This is a genomic window from Pseudomonas sp. JV449, assembly GCF_032424295.1.
In the GTDB taxonomy this organism is placed as follows: Bacteria; Pseudomonadota; Gammaproteobacteria; order Pseudomonadales; family Pseudomonadaceae; genus Aquipseudomonas; species Aquipseudomonas marginalis.
On the sequence record NZ_VYKD01000035.1, the window covers coordinates 70,887 to 89,321 of the forward strand.

At 59.9% G+C, this 18,435-nt stretch carries 17 protein-coding genes; 8 read left to right on the forward strand and 9 right to left on the reverse strand.

Features of this window, described 5'->3' with window-relative positions; translation table 11 throughout:
- Nucleotides 1-138 precede the first annotated feature (138 nt).
- From F6S08_RS30725 to argE, 4 genes are all read right to left on the reverse strand, one after another.
- On the reverse strand, nt 139-777 hold the full coding sequence (locus F6S08_RS30725) for a peroxiredoxin (protein ID WP_065948768.1): 639 nt from the start codon (nt 775-777) through the stop codon (nt 139-141).
- Between the two features lie 290 nt (nt 778-1,067).
- Nucleotides 1,068-2,432, reverse strand: a complete 1,365-nt coding sequence (locus F6S08_RS30730) for an OprD family porin (protein ID WP_065948767.1) — start codon at nt 2,430-2,432, stop codon at nt 1,068-1,070.
- 595 nt (nt 2,433-3,027) lie between these two features.
- The gene (gene argA / locus F6S08_RS30735; RefSeq protein ID WP_065926633.1) at nt 3,028-4,329 is read right to left on the reverse strand and encodes an amino-acid N-acetyltransferase; all 1,302 of its coding nucleotides are present in this window, start codon (nt 4,327-4,329) and stop codon (nt 3,028-3,030) included.
- Nucleotides 4,330-4,462: 133 nt separating this feature from the next.
- Nucleotides 4,463-5,611 carry an acetylornithine deacetylase gene (gene argE, locus F6S08_RS30740; RefSeq protein ID WP_074847916.1) on the reverse strand — a complete coding sequence of 383 codons (1,149 nt, stop codon included), beginning with the start codon at nt 5,609-5,611 and terminating at the stop codon, nt 4,463-4,465.
- A gap of 158 nt (nt 5,612-5,769) precedes the next feature.
- On the opposite strand from argE, the gene F6S08_RS30745 reads away from it, so the two are divergent.
- The gene (locus F6S08_RS30745; RefSeq protein WP_315872729.1) at nt 5,770-7,137 is read left to right on the forward strand and encodes an inorganic triphosphatase; all 1,368 of its coding nucleotides are present in this window, start codon (nt 5,770-5,772) and stop codon (nt 7,135-7,137) included.
- A 41-nt stretch (nt 7,138-7,178) separates the two neighbouring features.
- Here F6S08_RS30745 and F6S08_RS30750 read toward each other — a convergent pair whose 3' ends face one another.
- Nucleotides 7,179-7,649, reverse strand: coding sequence for an Lrp/AsnC family transcriptional regulator (locus tag F6S08_RS30750; RefSeq protein WP_033897555.1), 471 nt, complete (start codon nt 7,647-7,649; stop codon nt 7,179-7,181).
- A 127-nt stretch (nt 7,650-7,776) separates the two neighbouring features.
- Between F6S08_RS30750 and F6S08_RS30755 the strand changes: the two genes are divergently transcribed.
- The 7 genes from F6S08_RS30755 (at nt 7,777) to F6S08_RS30785 (ending at nt 13,857) form a co-directional block, all read left to right on the forward strand.
- Nucleotides 7,777-8,115, forward strand: coding sequence for a hypothetical protein (locus F6S08_RS30755; protein ID WP_115485533.1), 339 nt, complete (start codon nt 7,777-7,779; stop codon nt 8,113-8,115).
- An 83-nt stretch (nt 8,116-8,198) separates the two neighbouring features.
- Nucleotides 8,199-9,878: a GspE/PulE family protein gene (locus tag F6S08_RS30760; protein ID WP_315872730.1), complete on the forward strand. Its 1,680-nt coding sequence runs from the start codon at nt 8,199-8,201 to the stop codon at nt 9,876-9,878.
- A gap of 77 nt (nt 9,879-9,955) precedes the next feature.
- On the forward strand, nt 9,956-10,876 hold the full coding sequence (locus F6S08_RS30765) for an SPFH domain-containing protein (RefSeq protein WP_027608388.1): 921 nt from the start codon (nt 9,956-9,958) through the stop codon (nt 10,874-10,876).
- 10 nt (nt 10,877-10,886) lie between these two features.
- On the forward strand, nt 10,887-11,333 hold the full coding sequence (locus tag F6S08_RS30770) for an NfeD family protein (RefSeq protein ID WP_027608387.1): 447 nt from the start codon (nt 10,887-10,889) through the stop codon (nt 11,331-11,333).
- A gap of 69 nt (nt 11,334-11,402) precedes the next feature.
- Nucleotides 11,403-11,720 (forward strand): DUF2388 domain-containing protein, encoded by a 318-nt coding sequence (locus F6S08_RS30775; protein WP_027608386.1) that lies wholly within the window; start codon nt 11,403-11,405, stop codon nt 11,718-11,720.
- Between the two features lie 163 nt (nt 11,721-11,883).
- On the forward strand, nt 11,884-12,555 hold the full coding sequence (locus F6S08_RS30780; RefSeq protein ID WP_083381389.1) for an outer membrane protein: 672 nt from the start codon (nt 11,884-11,886) through the stop codon (nt 12,553-12,555).
- Between the two features lie 159 nt (nt 12,556-12,714).
- Entirely contained in the window at nt 12,715-13,857 is a 1,143-nt protein-coding gene (locus F6S08_RS30785) for a DegT/DnrJ/EryC1/StrS family aminotransferase (RefSeq protein WP_065926639.1), read from the forward strand.
- A gap of 65 nt (nt 13,858-13,922) precedes the next feature.
- On the opposite strand, the gene gcvH is transcribed toward F6S08_RS30785, so the two are convergent.
- From gcvH to F6S08_RS30805, 4 genes are all read right to left on the reverse strand, one after another.
- Complete coding sequence (gcvH, locus tag F6S08_RS30790) at nt 13,923-14,306, reverse strand: glycine cleavage system protein GcvH (protein ID WP_065926640.1); 384 nt, start codon at nt 14,304-14,306, stop codon at nt 13,923-13,925.
- Between the two features lie 52 nt (nt 14,307-14,358).
- Nucleotides 14,359-15,441 carry a glycine cleavage system aminomethyltransferase GcvT gene (gene gcvT, locus F6S08_RS30795; RefSeq protein ID WP_137211696.1) on the reverse strand — a complete coding sequence of 361 codons (1,083 nt, stop codon included), beginning with the start codon at nt 15,439-15,441 and terminating at the stop codon, nt 14,359-14,361.
- Nucleotides 15,442-15,597: 156 nt separating this feature from the next.
- Nucleotides 15,598-17,214 carry an iron ABC transporter permease gene (locus F6S08_RS30800; RefSeq protein WP_315872731.1) on the reverse strand — a complete coding sequence of 539 codons (1,617 nt, stop codon included), beginning with the start codon at nt 17,212-17,214 and terminating at the stop codon, nt 15,598-15,600.
- A gap of 160 nt (nt 17,215-17,374) precedes the next feature.
- Complete coding sequence (locus tag F6S08_RS30805) at nt 17,375-18,379, reverse strand: extracellular solute-binding protein (RefSeq protein WP_053127831.1); 1,005 nt, start codon at nt 18,377-18,379, stop codon at nt 17,375-17,377.
- Nucleotides 18,380-18,435: the final 56 nt, after the last annotated feature.

An 18,435-nucleotide genomic window follows, 5' to 3' on the forward strand; every position in this document is an offset into this window, starting at 1 on the left:
ACCTTATCAGCAGATTAATATATCTATAAATCTTATTTTTTCATTTGTTTATTCTTTAAATGCATATGAGATTTATAAACCGCCAGGCGAAAAAAAAGGCCGTAGAAACGGCCTGAAAACCCCTGCTGTGATTCAGTTTCAACGATTAGGCTGTGGAGTAAGCCGCAAATACGGCTTCACCGCCCGATACCCCTTCGGAAAGCGCTTCTTGATTTCTTCCTCATCCTTGAGCGACGGCACGATCACCACTTCATCACCGTCCTGCCAGTTGGCGGGGGTGGCGACTTTGTAGTTGTCGGTCAGTTGCAGCGAGTCGATGACCCGCAGGATTTCGTGGAAGTTACGGCCGGTGCTGGCCGGGTAGGTGATGGTCAGGCGGATCTTCTTGTGCGGGTCGATCACGAACAAGGAACGCACGGTGAGGGTGTCACTGGCATTCGGGTGGATCAGGTCGTAGAGGTCCGAAACCTTGCGGTCGGCGTCAGCCAGGATCGGGAAGTTGACGACGGTGGCCTGGGTTTCGTTGATGTCTTCGATCCACTTGTGGTGCGAGTCCACCGGGTCCACCGACAGGGCGATGGCCTTGACGCCGCGCTTGGCGAACTCGTCCTTGAGCTTGGCGGTGAAGCCCAGCTCCGTGGTGCACACCGGGGTAAAGTCCGCCGGGTGGGAAAACAACACACCCCAGCTGTCGCCCAGCCATTCGTGGAAACGAATCTTGCCGGCGCTGGAATCCTGTTCGAAGTCGGGGGCGATATCGCCCAGTCTTAGGCTCATGGTGTGGCTCCTGGTGAGTGCTTATGGAGCCCACTGTGCATGGATTGCGGATTATTTAAAAAGAATAAATATCGATTTATCTAGACGATAAAGGAATATTAAAAATCTGTTCATTGGACGCGGGAAAGGGCGAGGCGCAACATCGTTTCCAAGGTTCGAGAAGGCCTTGAGACGCTGTACAAAGAGGGGTTCAGGAAGGGCTTGCGGGGGTTTAGCCCGACTTGAAAAGCAAGACACCTTGCCCGGCGTGCGCCGGGCAAGGTTTACAGTCTTACAACAGCTTTACGCTACTAGAACAGTGGCAGCGAGTAGCTGACGATCAGGCGGTTTTCGTCCTGGGAACGGGTGTTCGCCAGGTCGGTGCGCCACATAGCGTTTTTCCAGGCAACGCCGAGGTTTTTCAGCGGACCTTCTGGAATCACGTAGGCAACGGTGATGTCGCGTTCCCACTCGGACTGGCCGGTGGTTTCAGCACGACCGTTGTTGTTGGCGATAGTGTCGATGTCGCTACCTTTCAGGTAAACAACACCCGCCGTCAGGCCAGGTACGCCAACTTTGGCGAAGTCATACGCGTAGCGAGCTTGCCAGGTACGTTCGCCGGCACGGGCGAACTTTTGGATCTGCATGTCGGTCGTCAGGTAAGCCGACGAACCGTCACCCTGGTTCAGCCAAGGGAAGTCGCTGCTGCCGTTGCTGACCTGATAACCACCACCGAAGGTGTGACCGGCAACGGTGTACAGGAACAGGCCGCTGTACAGGTTGTTGTCGACCTTACCCTTGCCGGCGTTGAAGCCGTTGTAGTTACCGTTGGTGTAGTAAGCAGGGGTGTTGCCGTTTTTACCATCGTCAGAGCTGTTGAAATAACGCAGGTCAGACTTCAAAACGCCCGGGCCGATTGCCCAGTTGTGCGTCAGGCCGAGGAAGTGCTGCTTGTAGAAGTCTTCCAGGTTGCCGTAGTAGTACTGGGCAGTCAGGTCTTTGGTGATTTTGTAGTCACCACCCGCATAGTAGAACTTGTTAACGAAAGTGCCTGTGTTGTAGTTGGAGCTACCGTTGGCGCCGCCCAGCGACAAGCCTTCGTTGTTGCTGGAGTTACGGCCCTTGGCATGCTCGATCTGACCAGCAACCAAGGTCAAATCCTTGATGTCGTTGGTAGTGATCTGGCCACCTTGGAAGGTTTGCGGCAGCAGACGACCATCGTTGGTCACGATAACGGGCAGCTTAGGCTGCAGGGTGCCCAGCTTCAGCTCGGTTTGGGAGATCTTGACCTTGCCGGTCACGCCCAGGCTGGCGTAATCGTTGACAGCGGTATTGCCGTCACTTGGGAACACGGTGCCACCGGAAGCGGTGCCACTGTAGTTACCATGTTCTGCACGGCTTGAATCCAGACGCACGCCATACAGGCCAATTGCATCAACGCCGAACTGAACAGTACCTTGGGTGTAACCCGAGATGAAACGCAGATCGAAGCCTTGGCCCCACTCGGCGTTCTTGCTGCGGGTGGTGGCACCAGGGGCGCCATCACGGTTATCAGTGTTGATGTAGAAGTTACGCAGACCCAGTGTGGCCTTGCTGTCTTCGATGAAACCGGCAGCGCCTGCTTGCTGAGCGATTACGCCCAAAGCTACAGACAGTGCCAAGGTGGACTTCTTCATGTACCGCTCCTCTCGTTTCTAATTTTTGTATTTCTTTGGTCTCGGGTCTGACGCCCTCGATCCACAGATGCGCGATTAGCACCGGATAGTGACTGACAAGTCAATCGTAACCTTGTGTGTCTACTACCTTCGTCTAACCACCGTTGATTTGGTCCCTGCAGGGTAATGAGTTTTTCATACACCCAAAAAGAATTATTTCATTATTTTTCATACGATTCAGGAATAAGACTTTCCGTGACGTGGGCAGGCCAGCATAGACCACTCGCCACACACGCTAATTCCTAAAGGGTATTTGTTAGAGCTTTTTTAGATCGATTAGTGTGGCCGCGCTGTTGCATACGTCACCCACGATCAAAAAGGCGACGCCATCATGGCCAAAGGCACATCCTCCCGTCAATTTGTTACAGTTTTTGTGTCACTAATCGTTTCTTTTGCTGTCCAAGCCGCCCATTCGAAGGTTCAGGTGTTGCGAGCGTCCACACTCTATCCATAGCCGTCCACCTGTTATCGGCGTCAGATCAAGAATGCTTAAACTTTAGTCGTGCGTGACGGCAGGCTCTTGCACGAGCCTGCCCGGTGACTTGGGGGTAGGGCTCTACAAGGCCTTCTCGAAAATCTTCGAGTTGCGCTGGTAGTTGTACAGCGAGGCCCGTGCCGATGGCAGGCGATCCACGCTGCTCGGCACAAAGCCACGCTCACGGAACCAGTGGGCAGTCCGCGTGGTAAGTACGAACAGCGTCTTCAACCCCTGGGCCCGGGCACGGGTTTCGATACGCTCCAGCAGCTCGTCACCCCGCCCGCCGTGGCGGTACTCCGGGTTCACCGCCAGGCAAGCCAGTTCACCCGCGTCCGAATCGGCGATCTGATACAACGCCGCACACGCGATGATCATGCCTTCGCGCTCCACCACGCTGAACTGCTCGATCTCACGCTCGAGCACTTCCCGCGAACGGCGCACCAGGATGCCCTGTTCTTCCAGGGGGCTGATCAGGTCGAGCAAGCCGCCGACGTCTTCAATCGCCGCCTCGCGCACCCGTTCGAATTGCTCCTGGGCTACCAGCGTGCCGCCGCCATCGCGGGTGAACAGTTCGGTGAGCAAGGCGCCGTCTTCGGCGTAGCTGACGATGTGGCTGCGCCCTACCCCGCCACGACAGGCCTCGGCCGCCGCATCGAGCAATTCGGACTGGTAGTTGCTGCTGCCCAGGCGTTGCAGGTGTGCCGGTACTTGTTGCGGGCGCAGTTCGCGGACGAGGCGGCCATTTTCATCGATCAGGCCGAGATCAGCGCCGAACAGCAGCAGCTTGTCCGCCCCCAGGTCGATGGCGGCGCGGGTGGCGACGTCTTCGCAGGCCAGGTTGAAGATCTCCCCCGTCGGCGAATAGCCCAGGGGCGACAGCAGCACAATGGAGCGCTCATCCAGCAGGCGATTGATGCCCTTGCGATCGACCCGGCGCACTTCGCCGGTGTGGTGGTAATCCACGCCGTCAAGCACACCGATAGGCCGCGCCGTCACCAGGTTGCCGCTGGCCACCCGCAGGCGCGAGCCCTGCATCGGCGACGAGGCCATGTCCATCGACAGGCGCGCTTCGATGGCGATACGCAGGTGGCCGACCGCGTCGATCACACACTCCAGCGTCGCGGCATCGGTGATGCGCATGCCTTCATGGTAAGTCGGGACCAGGCCGCGCGCTTCAAGGCGCGCTTCGATCTGTGGGCGCGAACCGTGCACCAGCACCAGACGCACGCCCAGGCTGTGGAGCAGCACCAGGTCGTGGACGATATTGCCGAAATTCGGATGATCCACACCGTCGCCGGGCAACATGACCACAAAGGTGCAGTCGCGGTGGGCATTGATGTAGGGCGAAGCGTGACGAAGCCAATTAACGTAGTCGGGCATGGAACCTGGGCCTGTAATAAAAAGCAGCCGAAAAAGGATGAGTCGTGAAAACGCACAGCGGGCTGATGGTTATCGTCGGAACAGGCTTGGCGACACGCTCGCTCTCCTTATGTACGAATGGACAGGGGTTAATTTACGCAGGTTTCAGGCAGTAATGTTCGATCAGTTCCCGCAATAGACGCACTGTAGGCGTCAAGCGTGACATTTCGAGGTACTCGCCCGGTTGATGGGCACAGGCGATGTCGCCAGGGCCGAGCACCAGGGTGTCACAACCAAGGCGCTGAAGATAAGGCGCTTCGGTGCCGAACGCTACTGCTTCGGCACGATGCCCGGTCAATCGTTCCGCGACCCGCACCAACTCGGCGTCTTCGACCTGCTCGAACGGCGGCACTGCGGGGAATAACGGCGCGTAGTCGATCTTGACCTTATGGCGCTCGGCCAGGGGTTCGAGCTTTTGCCGGATAGCCGCACGCAGCACTTCGGGATCCATGCCCGGCAAGGGCCGCAGGTCGAATTCCAGGGAGCACTGGCCGCAGATACGGTTGGGGTTGTCGCCACCATGGATACAGCCGAAGTTCATGGTCGGTTGCGGCACGCTGAATTGTGGGTTGCGGTACTCGCGCTGCCAGGCCAGGCGCAGGCCGCGCAGCTCGCCGATGGCGTCATGCATGGCTTCCAAGGCGCTGTGTCCCAGGCTTGGGTCCGACGAATGGCCGCTTTGGCCGAGAATGTCGATACGCTCCATCATCACGCCTTTGTGCAGGCGGATCGGCTTGAGGCCGGTCGGTTCACCGATCACCGCCGCGCGGCCCAACGGGCGCCCGGCTTCGGCCAATGCCCGGGCACCGGACATGGAGCTTTCTTCATCGCAGGTGGCGAGGATCAGCAACGGTTGCTTGAACGGTTGGTCCAGCAGCGGCAACACCGCTTCAATCGCCAGCGCGAAAAAACCCTTCATGTCGCAACTGCCCAATCCTACCCAGCGGCCGTCGACTTCCGTCAGCTTGAGCGGATCGGTCTTCCACAACGCAGCGTCATAAGGAACGGTGTCGCTATGGCCGGCCAATACCAGGCCGCCGGGGCCTGTGCCAAAGCTGGCCAGCAGGTTGAATTTGCCGGGGCTGACCGGTTGGATGTCAATGGAGAACCCCAGGTCGCCCAACCAACCGGCGAGCAAATCGATCACCGGGCGGTTGGTCTGGTCGAGAGACACTTGGGTGCAACTCACCGAAGGCGCGGCAATCAGCGCGGCGAACTGCTCTTTCATGGACGGTAACGGCATACGCGGTCTCCCAACTTCCCGGATGAGCCCCACTATAGAGGCATCTGCACGAGACAATAAACCGTTGCGGCGCGTTGCCGGGCTCAGTCCTGTACACTGCACGACCTTGGCAGCCACTCTTTTCCCCGGCTGCGCTCCCGATCCTGGATTTTCCGGCCATGCAGAAAGAAACCGAAATCAAGCTCCGCGTCAGCCGCGAAACACTCGCCGCGCTGCGTGAGCACCCGCTACTGAAAAAACGCAACAAAAGTGGCTGGGAACGCCGTGAGTTGATGAACCAGTACTTCGACACCCCCGAGCGTGACCTGGCCCAGGCCAAAGTCGCCCTGCGCCTGCGCAAGGACGGTGACGACATTATCCAGACCCTCAAGACCCGTGGCCAAAGCGTCGCCGGCCTGTCGGAACGCAATGAGTACAACTGGGACCTGCCCAAGGCCAAGCTCGACGTGAAGAAACTCGACGGCGACTGCTGGCCCGAGCAACTGGCCGATCTGGACAAAAAGACCCTCAAGCCGATCTTCACCACCGACTTCGTGCGCGAGCGCGCAGAAATCGCCTGGGGCCGTGGCAAGGCCAAGGTGGTGATCGAAGCCGCCCTGGACCTGGGCCATGTGGTCGTGGGTAAGCAGAAAGAAGAAATCTGCGAGCTGGAACTGGAACTGCGCGAAGGCGAGCCGGCTGCGCTGCTGGAGTTGGCCGCCGAGCTGGCCGCCACCCTCGCACTGATGCCGTGTGACATCAGCAAGGCCGAGCGCGGCTACCGCCTGTACGACGCCAGCAGCTACTCCCTGAGCCTGCCGGCGCCGCAGATCCACGCCGAAATGCCGCTGGACGACGCCTTCGCCGCAATCATGTGGCACCTGCTCGGCAGCAGCCAGCGCCTGGCCGAGCAATACCGCTTCAATGGCCACTGGCGTCTGCTGCAGGACTGGGTCGAAAACCTCGGCGAACTGCGCGCCCTGATCGGCAGCCTCGGCCAGGCCGCGCCGCGTCAATCCACCAGCGAACTGCGCAGCGCACTCGATGCACTGCTGGAAGACTGGCGCCCACTGGTCCAGGCCGGTGACGACGACGAAGACATCCGCAAAGCCGCACCCGAGCAGTTTGCCGAAGAATTGGACGACGTGCGCTGGGGCTTGTTCTCGCTGAACATGTCACGCTGGCTGATGGCCCGCACCTGGACTGCCGACCGCAACGTGCGCGGCAACCGCCAGGGCGCCGCGCAAATCACCAACTGGCTGCCGCGCCTGCTGGCCGACGATGCCGTCGCCCTGCAACTGCCGCGCTACCAGCAGCAACCGGAAGACCTGGCCGAGCAACTGCCGCGCATCGAACGCATCCAGGCCTGGCTGCACCATGCGCGTAACGTGGTGGACATTGCGGAACTGGATCGTTTGTACGGCGAGCTGAACAAGCTGGCGCAACTGGCCAACCAGCCGATCACCGACGAGTCGCTGGATGCGCGCATGCATCAGGCGATTGCGGTGTATCAGAACCGTGCCTGGAAGACCCTGCTGCGCCTGTAATATCGCCATCGGGGGCCTAGCCCCCGATGAGGCCGATCCTGTCAGCGCAATACTGGCAGGCTGGTGGTCGACTTGATCTCGGACAGCGCCACGATCGAGTTGACCTCCTGAATCCCCGGCACCATCGATAACTTCTCGAAGAAAAACCGCTCGTACGCCTCAATGTCCGACGTCACGATGCGCAGCAGAAAATCCACCGCCCCCATCAGCACATAGCACTCCAGCACTTCCGGAAACCCACGAATCGCGTCGGTGAACTCGGTGAAATTGGATCGGCCGTGGGCGTTGAGTTTGACCTCGGCAAAGATCTGCGTATTCAGGCCGATCTTCTTGCGATCCAGCAGAGTGACCTGGCCGCGAATCACTCCTTCCTCCTTGAGCCGCTGGATGCGTCGCCAGCACGGCGACTGGGACAGTCCGACCTGTTCGGCGATCTGCGCGCTGGACAGCGAGGCGTCCTCTTGCAGCAGGGCCAGGATGCGGCGGTCGTAGACGTCCAATTCGCTGTGCATAAAAATACCTTTATGTATGGATTTTATGAATTGATTGATTCAATAAAACGCAAATCAGGCTCATCTTAGATAAGAAATCTCCCGAAGCGAATGTAAAAATTTCTCCAGTCGAATCTGGAGAATCAGCATGCATGCCGTCGAAACCACCTACCCCATGACCCGCGTCGATGCGTGGGCTGCCAGCAGCGCCCATTGCCAGGCGCATTACCGGATCGTCGCCGAGGCGGAGCCCGATGTGTTGTGTCGGGTACTCAACTATTTTGCGTTGCAGTTCCTGACACCGAGCCAGGTCAACGTGAGCCGCCAGGAAGACCTGCTGAACATCGATATCGTGATGGATAGCCTGAGCTGGCATCGCGCCCAAGTGATCGCCGAAAAGATTCGAAACCTGATCAGCGTGTGCACGCTGCACGTGTGGCGCGCTGATTCCGTGGGGCCTGCGGCCGTGGCGGCAGCAGCTCGGTAAAGGCCTGCAACATACGCGGGGAGGAAGATATTCGGCGGCTGGCTAGCCTGAAATGTCGTCCGAGGCTACCCAGGAACACCTTCATGTCTGTTGATCACCGATTGGAACTGCATCAGTTGCTCCCGGCGCTGGTCGAGGGAGGGGTGATTGCTCCCGACATCGCGAAGCGCTTATCAGCGCTGCCCGCCGGCAACGCCCAGCATCCGTTGGAGTGCATCGCCGCCCATGGGCCTTCCCTGGAAACCCTGACCCAGTGGCTTGCCCAACATGTGGGGCAACCTTATTGGCGTATCGACCCGCTGAAGATCGATGTCGCAACGGTCGTGCCGCTGATGTCCCACGCGTTTGCCCAATGCCACGCCATCCTTGCGGTAGCCGTGGACGCGCAGACCGTCACCGTTGCCAGCGCCCAGCCCCATGTCACCAGCTGGGAATCGGGACTGGCACAAGTGCTCCAGCGCTCGATCAGGCGCGTGGTTGCCAACCCCCAGGACATTCAGCGTTGTATCAGCGAATTCTACCGGCTGGCGAAGTCCGTCAGCGGTGCGGATCAAAAGGTGGCGGGGCCTGGCAACGTCGAGTTGCTCAACCTCGGCGCCAGCGACCAGGAGCCGGACGCCAACGACGCGCATATCGTCAATATCGTCGACTGGCTGTTGCAATACGCGTTCGCCCAGCGGGCCAGTGATATTCATATCGAGCCGTGCCGTGAGCAAGGACGCGTGCGCTTTCGCATTGATGGGCTGCTGCACGACGTCTATCAATTTCCACCCCAAGTGACGATGGCGGTGGTCAGCCGCCTGAAAAGCCTCGGGCGGATGAACGTGGCGGAAAAACGCAAACCCCAGGACGGTCGGGTCAAGACCAAAAGCCCTGCCGGCACAGAAGTCGAGTTGCGGCTGTCGACCTTGCCCACTGCCTTTGGCGAGAAACTGGTGATGCGGATTTTCGACCCGCAGGTGCTGCTCAAGGACTTTGACGAGCTGGGCTTGTCGGCCGAGGACCAGCAGCGATGGCACGACATGACGCGCCACACCAACGGCATCATCCTGGTCACGGGGCCTACCGGTTCAGGCAAGACCAGCACCCTCTACACCACGCTCAAACACTTGGCGACCCGGGAGGTCAATCTTTGCACCGTGGAAGACCCGATCGAGATGGTCGAGCCGGCGTTTAATCAAATGCAGGTACAGCCCAATATCGACCTGACGTTCGCCAACGGCATCCGAGCCCTGCTTCGCCAGGACCCGGACATCATCATGATCGGCGAGATCCGCGACCAGGAAACCGCCGAGATGGCGATCCAGGCCGCATTGACCGGGCATTTGGTGCTCTCGACGCTGCACACCAACGATGCGCCCAGCGCCATCAGCCGCTTGCAGGAACTGGGCATTGCTCATTATTTGATCAAGGCCACGTTATTGGGCGTAATGGCGCAGCGCTTGGTGCGCTTGCTGTGCCCTCATTGCAAGCGGGTGGCGGGCGATGCTCACGAAGCGGTAGGGTGTGCAGAATGCCGAAACAGCGGGTTTCGCGGGCGCGCCGGGGTCTACGAGATCATGGTGCTGAATGACTCGCTCAAGGCGCTGATCACGCCAGGCGCCGACGCGCAGTCCCTGCGCAGGGAGGCGGTGGCGCAAGGCATGTGCGGCCTGCGCATGGCCGGCGTGGGTAAAGTCAAGGCGGGGCTGACCACAATGGCCGAGGTATTGCGAGTGACGCCTGGGGATTCGGTAACAAATGCGTTGATTACCCCGTGCTGAAACCGTCCTTATCGGTGACAAGACCGTTACAATCCGCCGAACGTCGTTTAACTGACACCAACAGATAGGGAATCGCTATGCAGATCGGAACCGTACTGCTTCTTTTCGTGGGCCTGGCCATCGCCATCCTGTTCATGGGCTTCAAGGTGGTACCCCAGGGCTATCAGTGGACCGTCGAGCGCTTCGGCCGGTACACCAACACCCTCAAGCCGGGTCTGAACATCATCATCCCGGTCATGGACCGCATCGGCCGCAAGATCAACGTGATGGAAAGCGTGCTGGATATCCCGCCCCAGGAAGTCATCACCGCCGACAACGCCACCGTGCAGATCGACGCCGTGTGCTTCTTCCAGGTGGTCAATACCGCCCAGGCCGCCTACGAGGTCAACAACCTCGAACACGCTATCCGCAACCTGCTGCAAACCAATATCCGTACCGTGCTCGGCTCCATGGAGCTGGATGCCATGCTCAGCCAGCGCGACGGCATCAACGAAAAACTGCTGCGCACCGTCGATGAAGCCACGGCGCCGTGGGGCATCAAGATCACCCGGATCGAAATCAAGGACATCAGCCCGCCCGCCGACCTGATGGCCGCCATGTCCGGCCAGATGAAAGCCGAGCGGATCAAGCGCGCACAGATCCTGGAAGCCGAAGGCCTGCGGGCGTCGGCGATCCTGACGGCCGAAGGCAAGAAGCAGGCACAGATTCTTGAAGCCGAAGGTGGACGCCAGGCCGCGTTCCTGGAGTCTGAAGCCCGTGAGCGTCAGGCAGAGGCTGAGGCCCGCGCGACCCAGGTGGTTTCCGAAGCGATTGCCACCGGCAACGTACAGGCCATCAACTACTTCGTCGCGCAGAAATACATCGATGCCCTTGGCAAATTGGCGTCGGCCAATAACAGCAAAGTGATCCTGATGCCGCTGGAAGCCAGCCAGGTGATCGGCGCTGTCGGCGGCATCGGCGAAATCGTCAAGGCAACCTTCGACAACAAGAAAGCCTGAGGCGATCGCCATGTGGGATTTCCTGCAGCATCTTTCGTTCTGGGATTGGCTCGCACTGGGTACAGTGCTATTGATTCTTGAAGTATTCGGCGCCGGTGGCTACCTGCTGTGGATGGGCATAGCTGCGGCAGCCGTGGGCGTGATCAAGTTTCTGGTGCCGCCGCTCGGGCTGGAGTGGCAACTGTTGCTGTTCGCTGTGCTGTCGATATTGACGGCGGTGTACTGGTGGAAACGCCAGCGCAGCAGTGCCAAAGCCAGTGACCAGCCGGGGCTCAACGAGCGTGGCTCGGAGCTGATCGGCCGCGTGTTCGTGGTGCATCAGGCGATTGTGGAGGGCCGGGGCAAGGTAAAAGTCGGTGATGGCGTCTGGATGGTGACCGGGCCTGACAGCCCAGTAGGCGCTCAAGTGCGTGTGGTGGGCCTGGATGGCGTGATCTTGAAGGTAGAAACTGTTTAGTCAGTGATGGAACTCGGCTGGGCTAACTGCAATCAAACGGTACAGATCACCCACCCGGAGTCACCCATCATGCGTCTTAAATATGCTGTCGCTACCCTCGCTGTGCTTTCCCTTCCTGTCGGTTCAGCCATGGCCGACAGTTTCTGGCGCAATGTCATCTCGTCGGGCGCCACTACCGGCTCGACCTACCTGACCTTCAAGGACCACAAGCTGGTGGTTGCCGCACAAGACGACGCAGGCAGCTTCGTTGCCAGCGACGGCGGTATCCGCGGCCCGTACCTGGAAGCCGCCATGCAAAAAGTCCGCGCCGATAACCCTGGCCTGCAGGCCACGGATATGGAGCTGGCCAACGCTATCCTGGCGAAAAACGCTATCGCCGCCGAGTAAAACCGCCGGTTAAAACAGCCGCTCCCTGGGAGCGGCTTTTTTGTGCCGCTTTTCTTCCTACAGCAAAGACTGATGAGTTGACGATTGAACAGGAGAAGTCCTCTCGATCACTGCGCTCACCCGGCGACAAGCTATCGATTCCACCCTTCCCCTCAGTGAATCGATAACCATGCGAAAACTATCTTCCTTTCTGTTCCTCACTGCTATTGCAACGCCTTATGCACAGGCAGAGGCCTGGTACGGCTCGGCAAAATTTAACAGTGCACGCCAGAATCTATCCAGTGCACTGTTGACCAGCCCGCGCGTCACCGAACGAGTGGAAGCGCCTGATAGCACTAAAACATTCACCGGATCCTACGCAGTAGGTTATGCCTTCGCCAATGGCTGGCGCGCGGAAGGGGAATACACCCTCTCCGGCAGCTCGACCTTCGACTCCTTCTGGTCGCCCTTCAATGCCAACGTCAACCGTCTTGAAGCGGACAGTCAGCGCGTGATGGTCAACGGCTATAAAAACATACCGCTCACCCATTGGCTGTCGTTCTACGGCATGGCGGGGATGGGCGTCGCACAAATTGATGCCGAGGGTTTTCAGAGCAATGACACCCGTCGCTTTGCCAGCCACCGCCAATATAATTTTGCCTACAGCGTAGGCTTGGGCCTGGATGCCAAGGTCAACGACCGCATTTCCTTTGGCACAGGTTGGCGCTACGTGGACATGGGCCGTATCGAGACCGGCTACAACACCTTCACCAACCGGATAAACGCTCGTGATGAACAGCTCAAGGGCAAGCTCAAGGAGCAGAGTGTGTTCTTTGAAACCCGTGTGTACTTCTGACCGGCAACAGGAAATGCCGCCGTTCAAGCGGCACTTCCGTGTCCGTGGCATGACGATTCATTCACAGGCGACAGGCTATATTCAGTCTAACCGTGCCACCATGCCGGGACTGAACCCTCGCTTACTCATCGCCAATCTGAAACGGATGCCTTCGTCGTCATGAGCCAACAGCCCTTTCTGCCGTTCTCCAAACCTACCATCGATGAAGCCACCATCTCGGCGGTCGGCGATGTACTGCGCTCGGGCTGGATCACCAGCGGGCCGAAAGTGCAGGCGTTCGAAGCACAGCTGTCGGAATACTTTGGCGGCCGGCCGGTGCGCACCTTCAACTCGGGCACTTGCACCATGGAGATCGCCTTGCGTATCGCCGGTATCGGGCCCGGCGATGAAGTCATCACCACACCAATCTCCTGGGTCGCAACAGCCAACGTGATCCTGGAAGTAGGTGCCACGCCGGTATTCGCCGACATCGACCCGGTCACCCGCAATATCGACCTGGCCCAGGTGGAAGCCGCAATCACCCCGCGCACCAAGGCGATCATCCCGGTGTACCTGGCCGGCCTGCCCCTGGACATGCCGATGCTGTACGCACTGGCCAACAAGTACAACCTGCGCATCGTCGAAGACGCCGCCCAGGCCCTGGGCTCCAGCTGGGATGGCGAGCGCATCGGCTCCACCGGGGACTTTGTATCGTTCAGCTTCCAGGCCAACAAGAACATCACCTCTTCCGAGGGCGGTTGCCTGGTGTTGAACAATGCCGAAGAAGCCCGCCTGGCGGAAAAATACCGCCTGCAGGGCGTCACCCGCACCGGCTTCGACGGCCTGGACGTGGATGTACTGGGCGGCAAGTTCAACATGACCGACATCGCTGCGGCCATCGGCCTGGGGCAGTTTGCCCACATCGAGAAGATCACCGCCCATCGCCAGCACCTGGCACAGCACTACTTCAAATGTTTCGGCAGTGATTTCGAAGAAAAGTACGGCGCGCAACTGCCGCCGGCTGACTTCGAAAACAGCAACTGGCACCTGTTCCAGTTGGTGCTGCCGGAGCGTCACGATGGCCTGCCGGCCCGCGCAACCTTCATGGAGAAAATGCAGGCACAGGGTGTTGGCATTGGCTATCACTACCCGCCGATTCACCTGCTGAGCCTTTATCGGGCACAGGGGTTCAAGGAAGGGATGTTCCCGGTAGCGGAAAAGGTTGGACGTTTGATCGTGTCGTTGCCGATGTTCACGGCGATGACAGAGGCAGATGTGGAGCGGTCGGTGGCGGCGGTAAAGGCAGTCCTGAAAGCGAACTGAACACTCACGGCTCACGACGATTGAATGTGGGAGGGAGCTTGCTCCCTCCCACATGGGTCTTGCGGTTACTCGCCGATGGCGGCTTTGTAGCCAGCCGCATCCAGCAGTTTTTCCAGATCAGCCGGGTTGCTTGGCTTGAGCTTGAAGATCCACGCGCCGTAAGGGTCGGAGTTCAGCAGCTCAGGGCTGCCACCCAGCTCCTCGTTGACGGCAATCACTTCACCGGCAACCGGGGCGTAGATATCCGAAGCAGCCTTCACCGACTCAACCACACCCGCCTGGCCTTCGGCTTCAAACGTAGCGCCGACTTCGGCCAACTCAACAAACACCACATCACCCAAAGCTTCCTGAGCATGGTCGGAGATCCCGACGGTCACCGTACCGTCAGCTTCCAGACGGGCCCATTCGTGACTTTCGGCAAAACGCAGGTCGGCAGGGATATCGCTCATAGTCTGTGTCCTCAAGAAGAAATGTCAGCAGCCATTGGCCTGCCGGAAATAGTTAGATCAAGGTTTTGCCATGGCGCACGAAGGTCGGTTTGACCACTCGAACCGGGTACCACTTGCCGCGGATTTCCACTTCGGCCCGATCGGCAGTCGCCGTCGGTACACGCGCCAGGGCAATGGATTTGCTCAGCGTAGGTGAGAAACTACCACTGGTGATCTCCCCTTCGCCAACATTGGCGATGCGAACCACCTGGTGAGCACGTAAAACCCCACGTTCTTCCAGTACCAGCCCGACCAGTTTGAACTGCACACCGGCGGCCAACTCTGCTTCCAGCGCCGCACGCCCGATGAAATTGCGCTCGGCAGGTTCCCAGGCGATGCTCCAGGCCATGTTGGCCGCCAGGGGCGAAACGTTCTGATGGATGTCCTGGCCGTACAGGTTCATGCCGGCTTCCAGCCGCAGGGTGTCCCGCGCGCCGAGGCCTATGGGGGAAATCCCCGCACCGACCAGATCGTTGAAAAAACCCGGCGCCTGATCGGCAGGCAGGACAATTTCCAGGCCGTCTTCACCGGTGTAACCCGTGCGTGCGATAAACCAATCGCCGTCGGCATGCCCTTCAAAGGGCTTGAGCTGGTGGATCAGGGTACCGCGAGACTGGGTGACCAACTCGGCAATCTTCTGCCGGGCGTGGGGACCTTGAATGGCGAGCATGGCCAACTCGGGCCGCTCATGCAGGTGCACCTGATAGCTGCCAAGTTGCGCCTGGATCCAGGCCATGTCCTGGTCTCGGGTGGCGGCGTTGACCACCAGCCGGTATCCGGTCTCGGTGCGGTAGACGATCATGTCGTCCACCACGCCGCCCTGCTCGTTGAGCATGGCGCTGTACAACGCACGGCCACAGCCGTGCAAACGCTCGACATCATTGGCCAGCAGGTGCTGGAGCCAATCCTTGGCCTGGGGGCCGGTGACATCGATCACGGTCATATGAGATACATCGAACACCCCGCAGTCGCGCCGCACCTGATGGTGCTCCTCAACTTGCGAGCCGTAGTGCAAAGGCATATCCCAACCGCCAAAATCGACCATTTTCGCGCCGAGGGCGAGATGCAGGTCATACAGAGGCGTACGCTGTCCCATGGGTTTCTCCTTCCGGGCTTGGCGAAGGTGCGCAGCGTCGTTGCCCGTGCCGGACACCTTGAATGACAAGGCCTGCAGCCACGTACAGCGACTCGATCCGAAGGACGGACCGCACCGAATGCCGCGCATTGTAGCCGCAAGCCGTAGGACTGGCACCTAACCGATTGGTCGGGCGGAGCGTCGGATCAGCCCGATGACCGGCAGCAGCCCCACCAGCACCAGCGTCAACGCTGGCAGAGAAGCCCGCGCCCACTCGCCTTCGCTGGTCATTTCAAAGATCCGCACCGCCAGAGTGTCCCAGCCGAACGGGCGCATCAGCAGGGTTGCGGGCATTTCCTTGAGCACGTCTACGAACACCAGCAGTGCTGCACTCAGGGTGCCGGGCAGCAACAGCGGCAGATACACTTTGCAAAACAGTCGCGGCCCACTCACGCCCAAACTGCGCGCTGCTTCCGGCAACGAAGGCCGGATGCGCGCCAGGCTGTTTTCCAGCGGCCCGTAGGCCACGGCCAGAAAGCGCACCAGATACGCCAGCACCAGCGCCGACAGACTGCCCAGCAACAATGGCTTGCCCGCCCCGCCGAGCCAGCCGGACAGCGGTACCACCAGCTCACGGTCCAGGTAACTGAACGCCAGCATGATCGACACCGCCAGCACCGAGCCCGGCAAGGCATAGCCGACATTGGCCAGGCTGATACCGGAGCGAATCGCCCGGGTCGGCGCCAAACGGTTGGCGAACGCCAGTACCAGCGCCACGCTGACCGTGATCAGTGCCGCAATGCCGCCCAGGTAAAGGGTGTGGACGATCAGGCCCGAATAGCGCTCATCCAGATCGAACCGTCCACGCTGCCAGAACCAGACCACCAGTTGCAGCACCGGGATGACAAAGGCACAGGCAAACACCAATCCACACCAGGCACTGGCAGCCGCCGCCTTGAACCCGCGCAAGTGGTACAGCGCCTTGCCCCGTGGCCGTTCATTGCTAGCCCGACTGGCGCCCCGGGCACGCCGTTCGCCATACAGCACCAGCATCACCACCAACAGCAACAGGCTGGCCAGTTGGGCCGCGCTGGACAGACTGAAAAAGCCGTACCAGGTCTTGTAGATAGCGGTGGTGAAGGTATCGAAGTTGAACACCGACACCGCACCGAAATCCGCCAGGGTCTCCATCAGTGCCAACGCCACCCCGGCCCCTATCGCCGGCCGCGCCATGGGCAGGGCCACATGCCAGAATGCCTGCAAGGGCGACTGTCCCAGCACCCGTGCCGCCTCCATCAGGCCCTTGCCCTGGGCGAGGAATGCGCTGCGCGCCAACAGGTACACGTAGGGATAGAACACCAGCACCAGCACAATGATCACGCCGCTGGTGGAGCGCACCCGTGGCAGGCACAAGCCGGTGCCGAACCATTCGCGCAGCAGGGTCTGCACGGGGCCTGAAAAATCCAGCAGGCCCACAAACACGAAAGCCAGCACATAGGCGGGAATGGCAAAGGGCAGCATCAACGCCCAGTCGAGCCAACGCCGGCCGGGGAATTCGCAGAGGCTGGTGAGCCAGGCGAGGCTGACCCCCAACAGGGTTACACCGACGCCGACCCCCAGCACCAGGGTCAGGGTGTTGCCCAGCAACCGCGGCATCTGGGTTTCCCACAGGTGGGACCAGATTTGCGCGTCGATGCTTTGCCAGGACAGCAACAGCACGCTCAGCGGCAGTAGCACCAGGGCGGCGACGCTGAAGACCGGCAGGTACCAGCGGCGTTGGGCGGGGTGGGCCAAGGGTGGGTTCTCAATAATGAAATCTTCAAATCACCACAATCCAATGTGGGAGGGGCTTGCCCCCGATGTCGGAGTGTCAGTCCACGATGAGTAGACTGACACTCCGACATCGGGGGCAAGCCCCTCCACATTTGGATCTGCGGCGTCCTACAAATTGTACTTAGTTCCAGCCCGCCCGATCCATCAGGCGAATGGCTTCAGCCTGGCGCTTGCCCGCCACTTCCACCGGCAATGTATCCGCCACGAACTTGCCCCAAGTCGCCACTTCAGCCGACGGCGGTACCGCCGGATTGGCCGGGAATTCCTGGTTCACGTCGGCAAAGATCTTCTGCGCCTCAGGCGTGGTCATCCACTCCACCAATGCCTTGGCGGCTTCCGGGTGTGGTGCGTGCTTGGTCAAGCCGATACCCGACAGGTTCACATGCACGCCACGGTCGCCCTGGTTCGGCCAGAACAGCTTCACCGCCAGGTCCGGCTTCTGCTTGTGCAGACGGCCGTAGTAGTAGGTATTGACGATACCCACATCGCATTGCCCGGCGTTGATTGCCTCCAGCACCGCAATGTCATCGGAGAACACGTCGGTGGACAGGTTATTCACCCAGCCCTTGACGATTTCTTCGGTCTTGGCCGCGCCGTGGGTTTCGATCAGGGTGGCGGTCAGCGATTGGTTGTAGACCTTTTTCGCCGTGCGCAGGCACAGGCGGCCTTCCCACTGTTTGTCGGCCAGGGCCTCGTAGGTGGTCAGGTCACCCGGTTTGACCCGGTCGGTGGAGTACGCGATGGTCCGCGCGCGCAGGCTCAAACCGGTCCAGGCATGCGCCGAAGAGCGGTATTGCAGGGGAATGTTCTTGTCGATTACCGGCGAGGTAAACGGTTGCAGAATGCCCATTTGCTCGGCCTGCCAGAGGTTGCCGGCATCCACGGTGAGCAGCAGGTCGGCGGTGGCGTTTTCGCCCTCGGCCTTGATGCGCTGCATCAGCGGGGCTTCCTTGTCGGTGATGAACTTCACCTGGACACCGGTCTTTTGGGTGTAGGCGTCGAACACCGGTTTGATCAGTTCGTCGATACGCGAGGAGTAGACCACCACTTCGTCGGCTGCCTGCACGGTGGTGCTGCCGATCAGGGTGAGTGCCAGGGCAGTCAGGAGGCGCTTGGGTGCCAACATGGGGGCGGTCTCTCATTTGCAAAATAAGCGCAAATGATAGGGACTCACATTTGGTA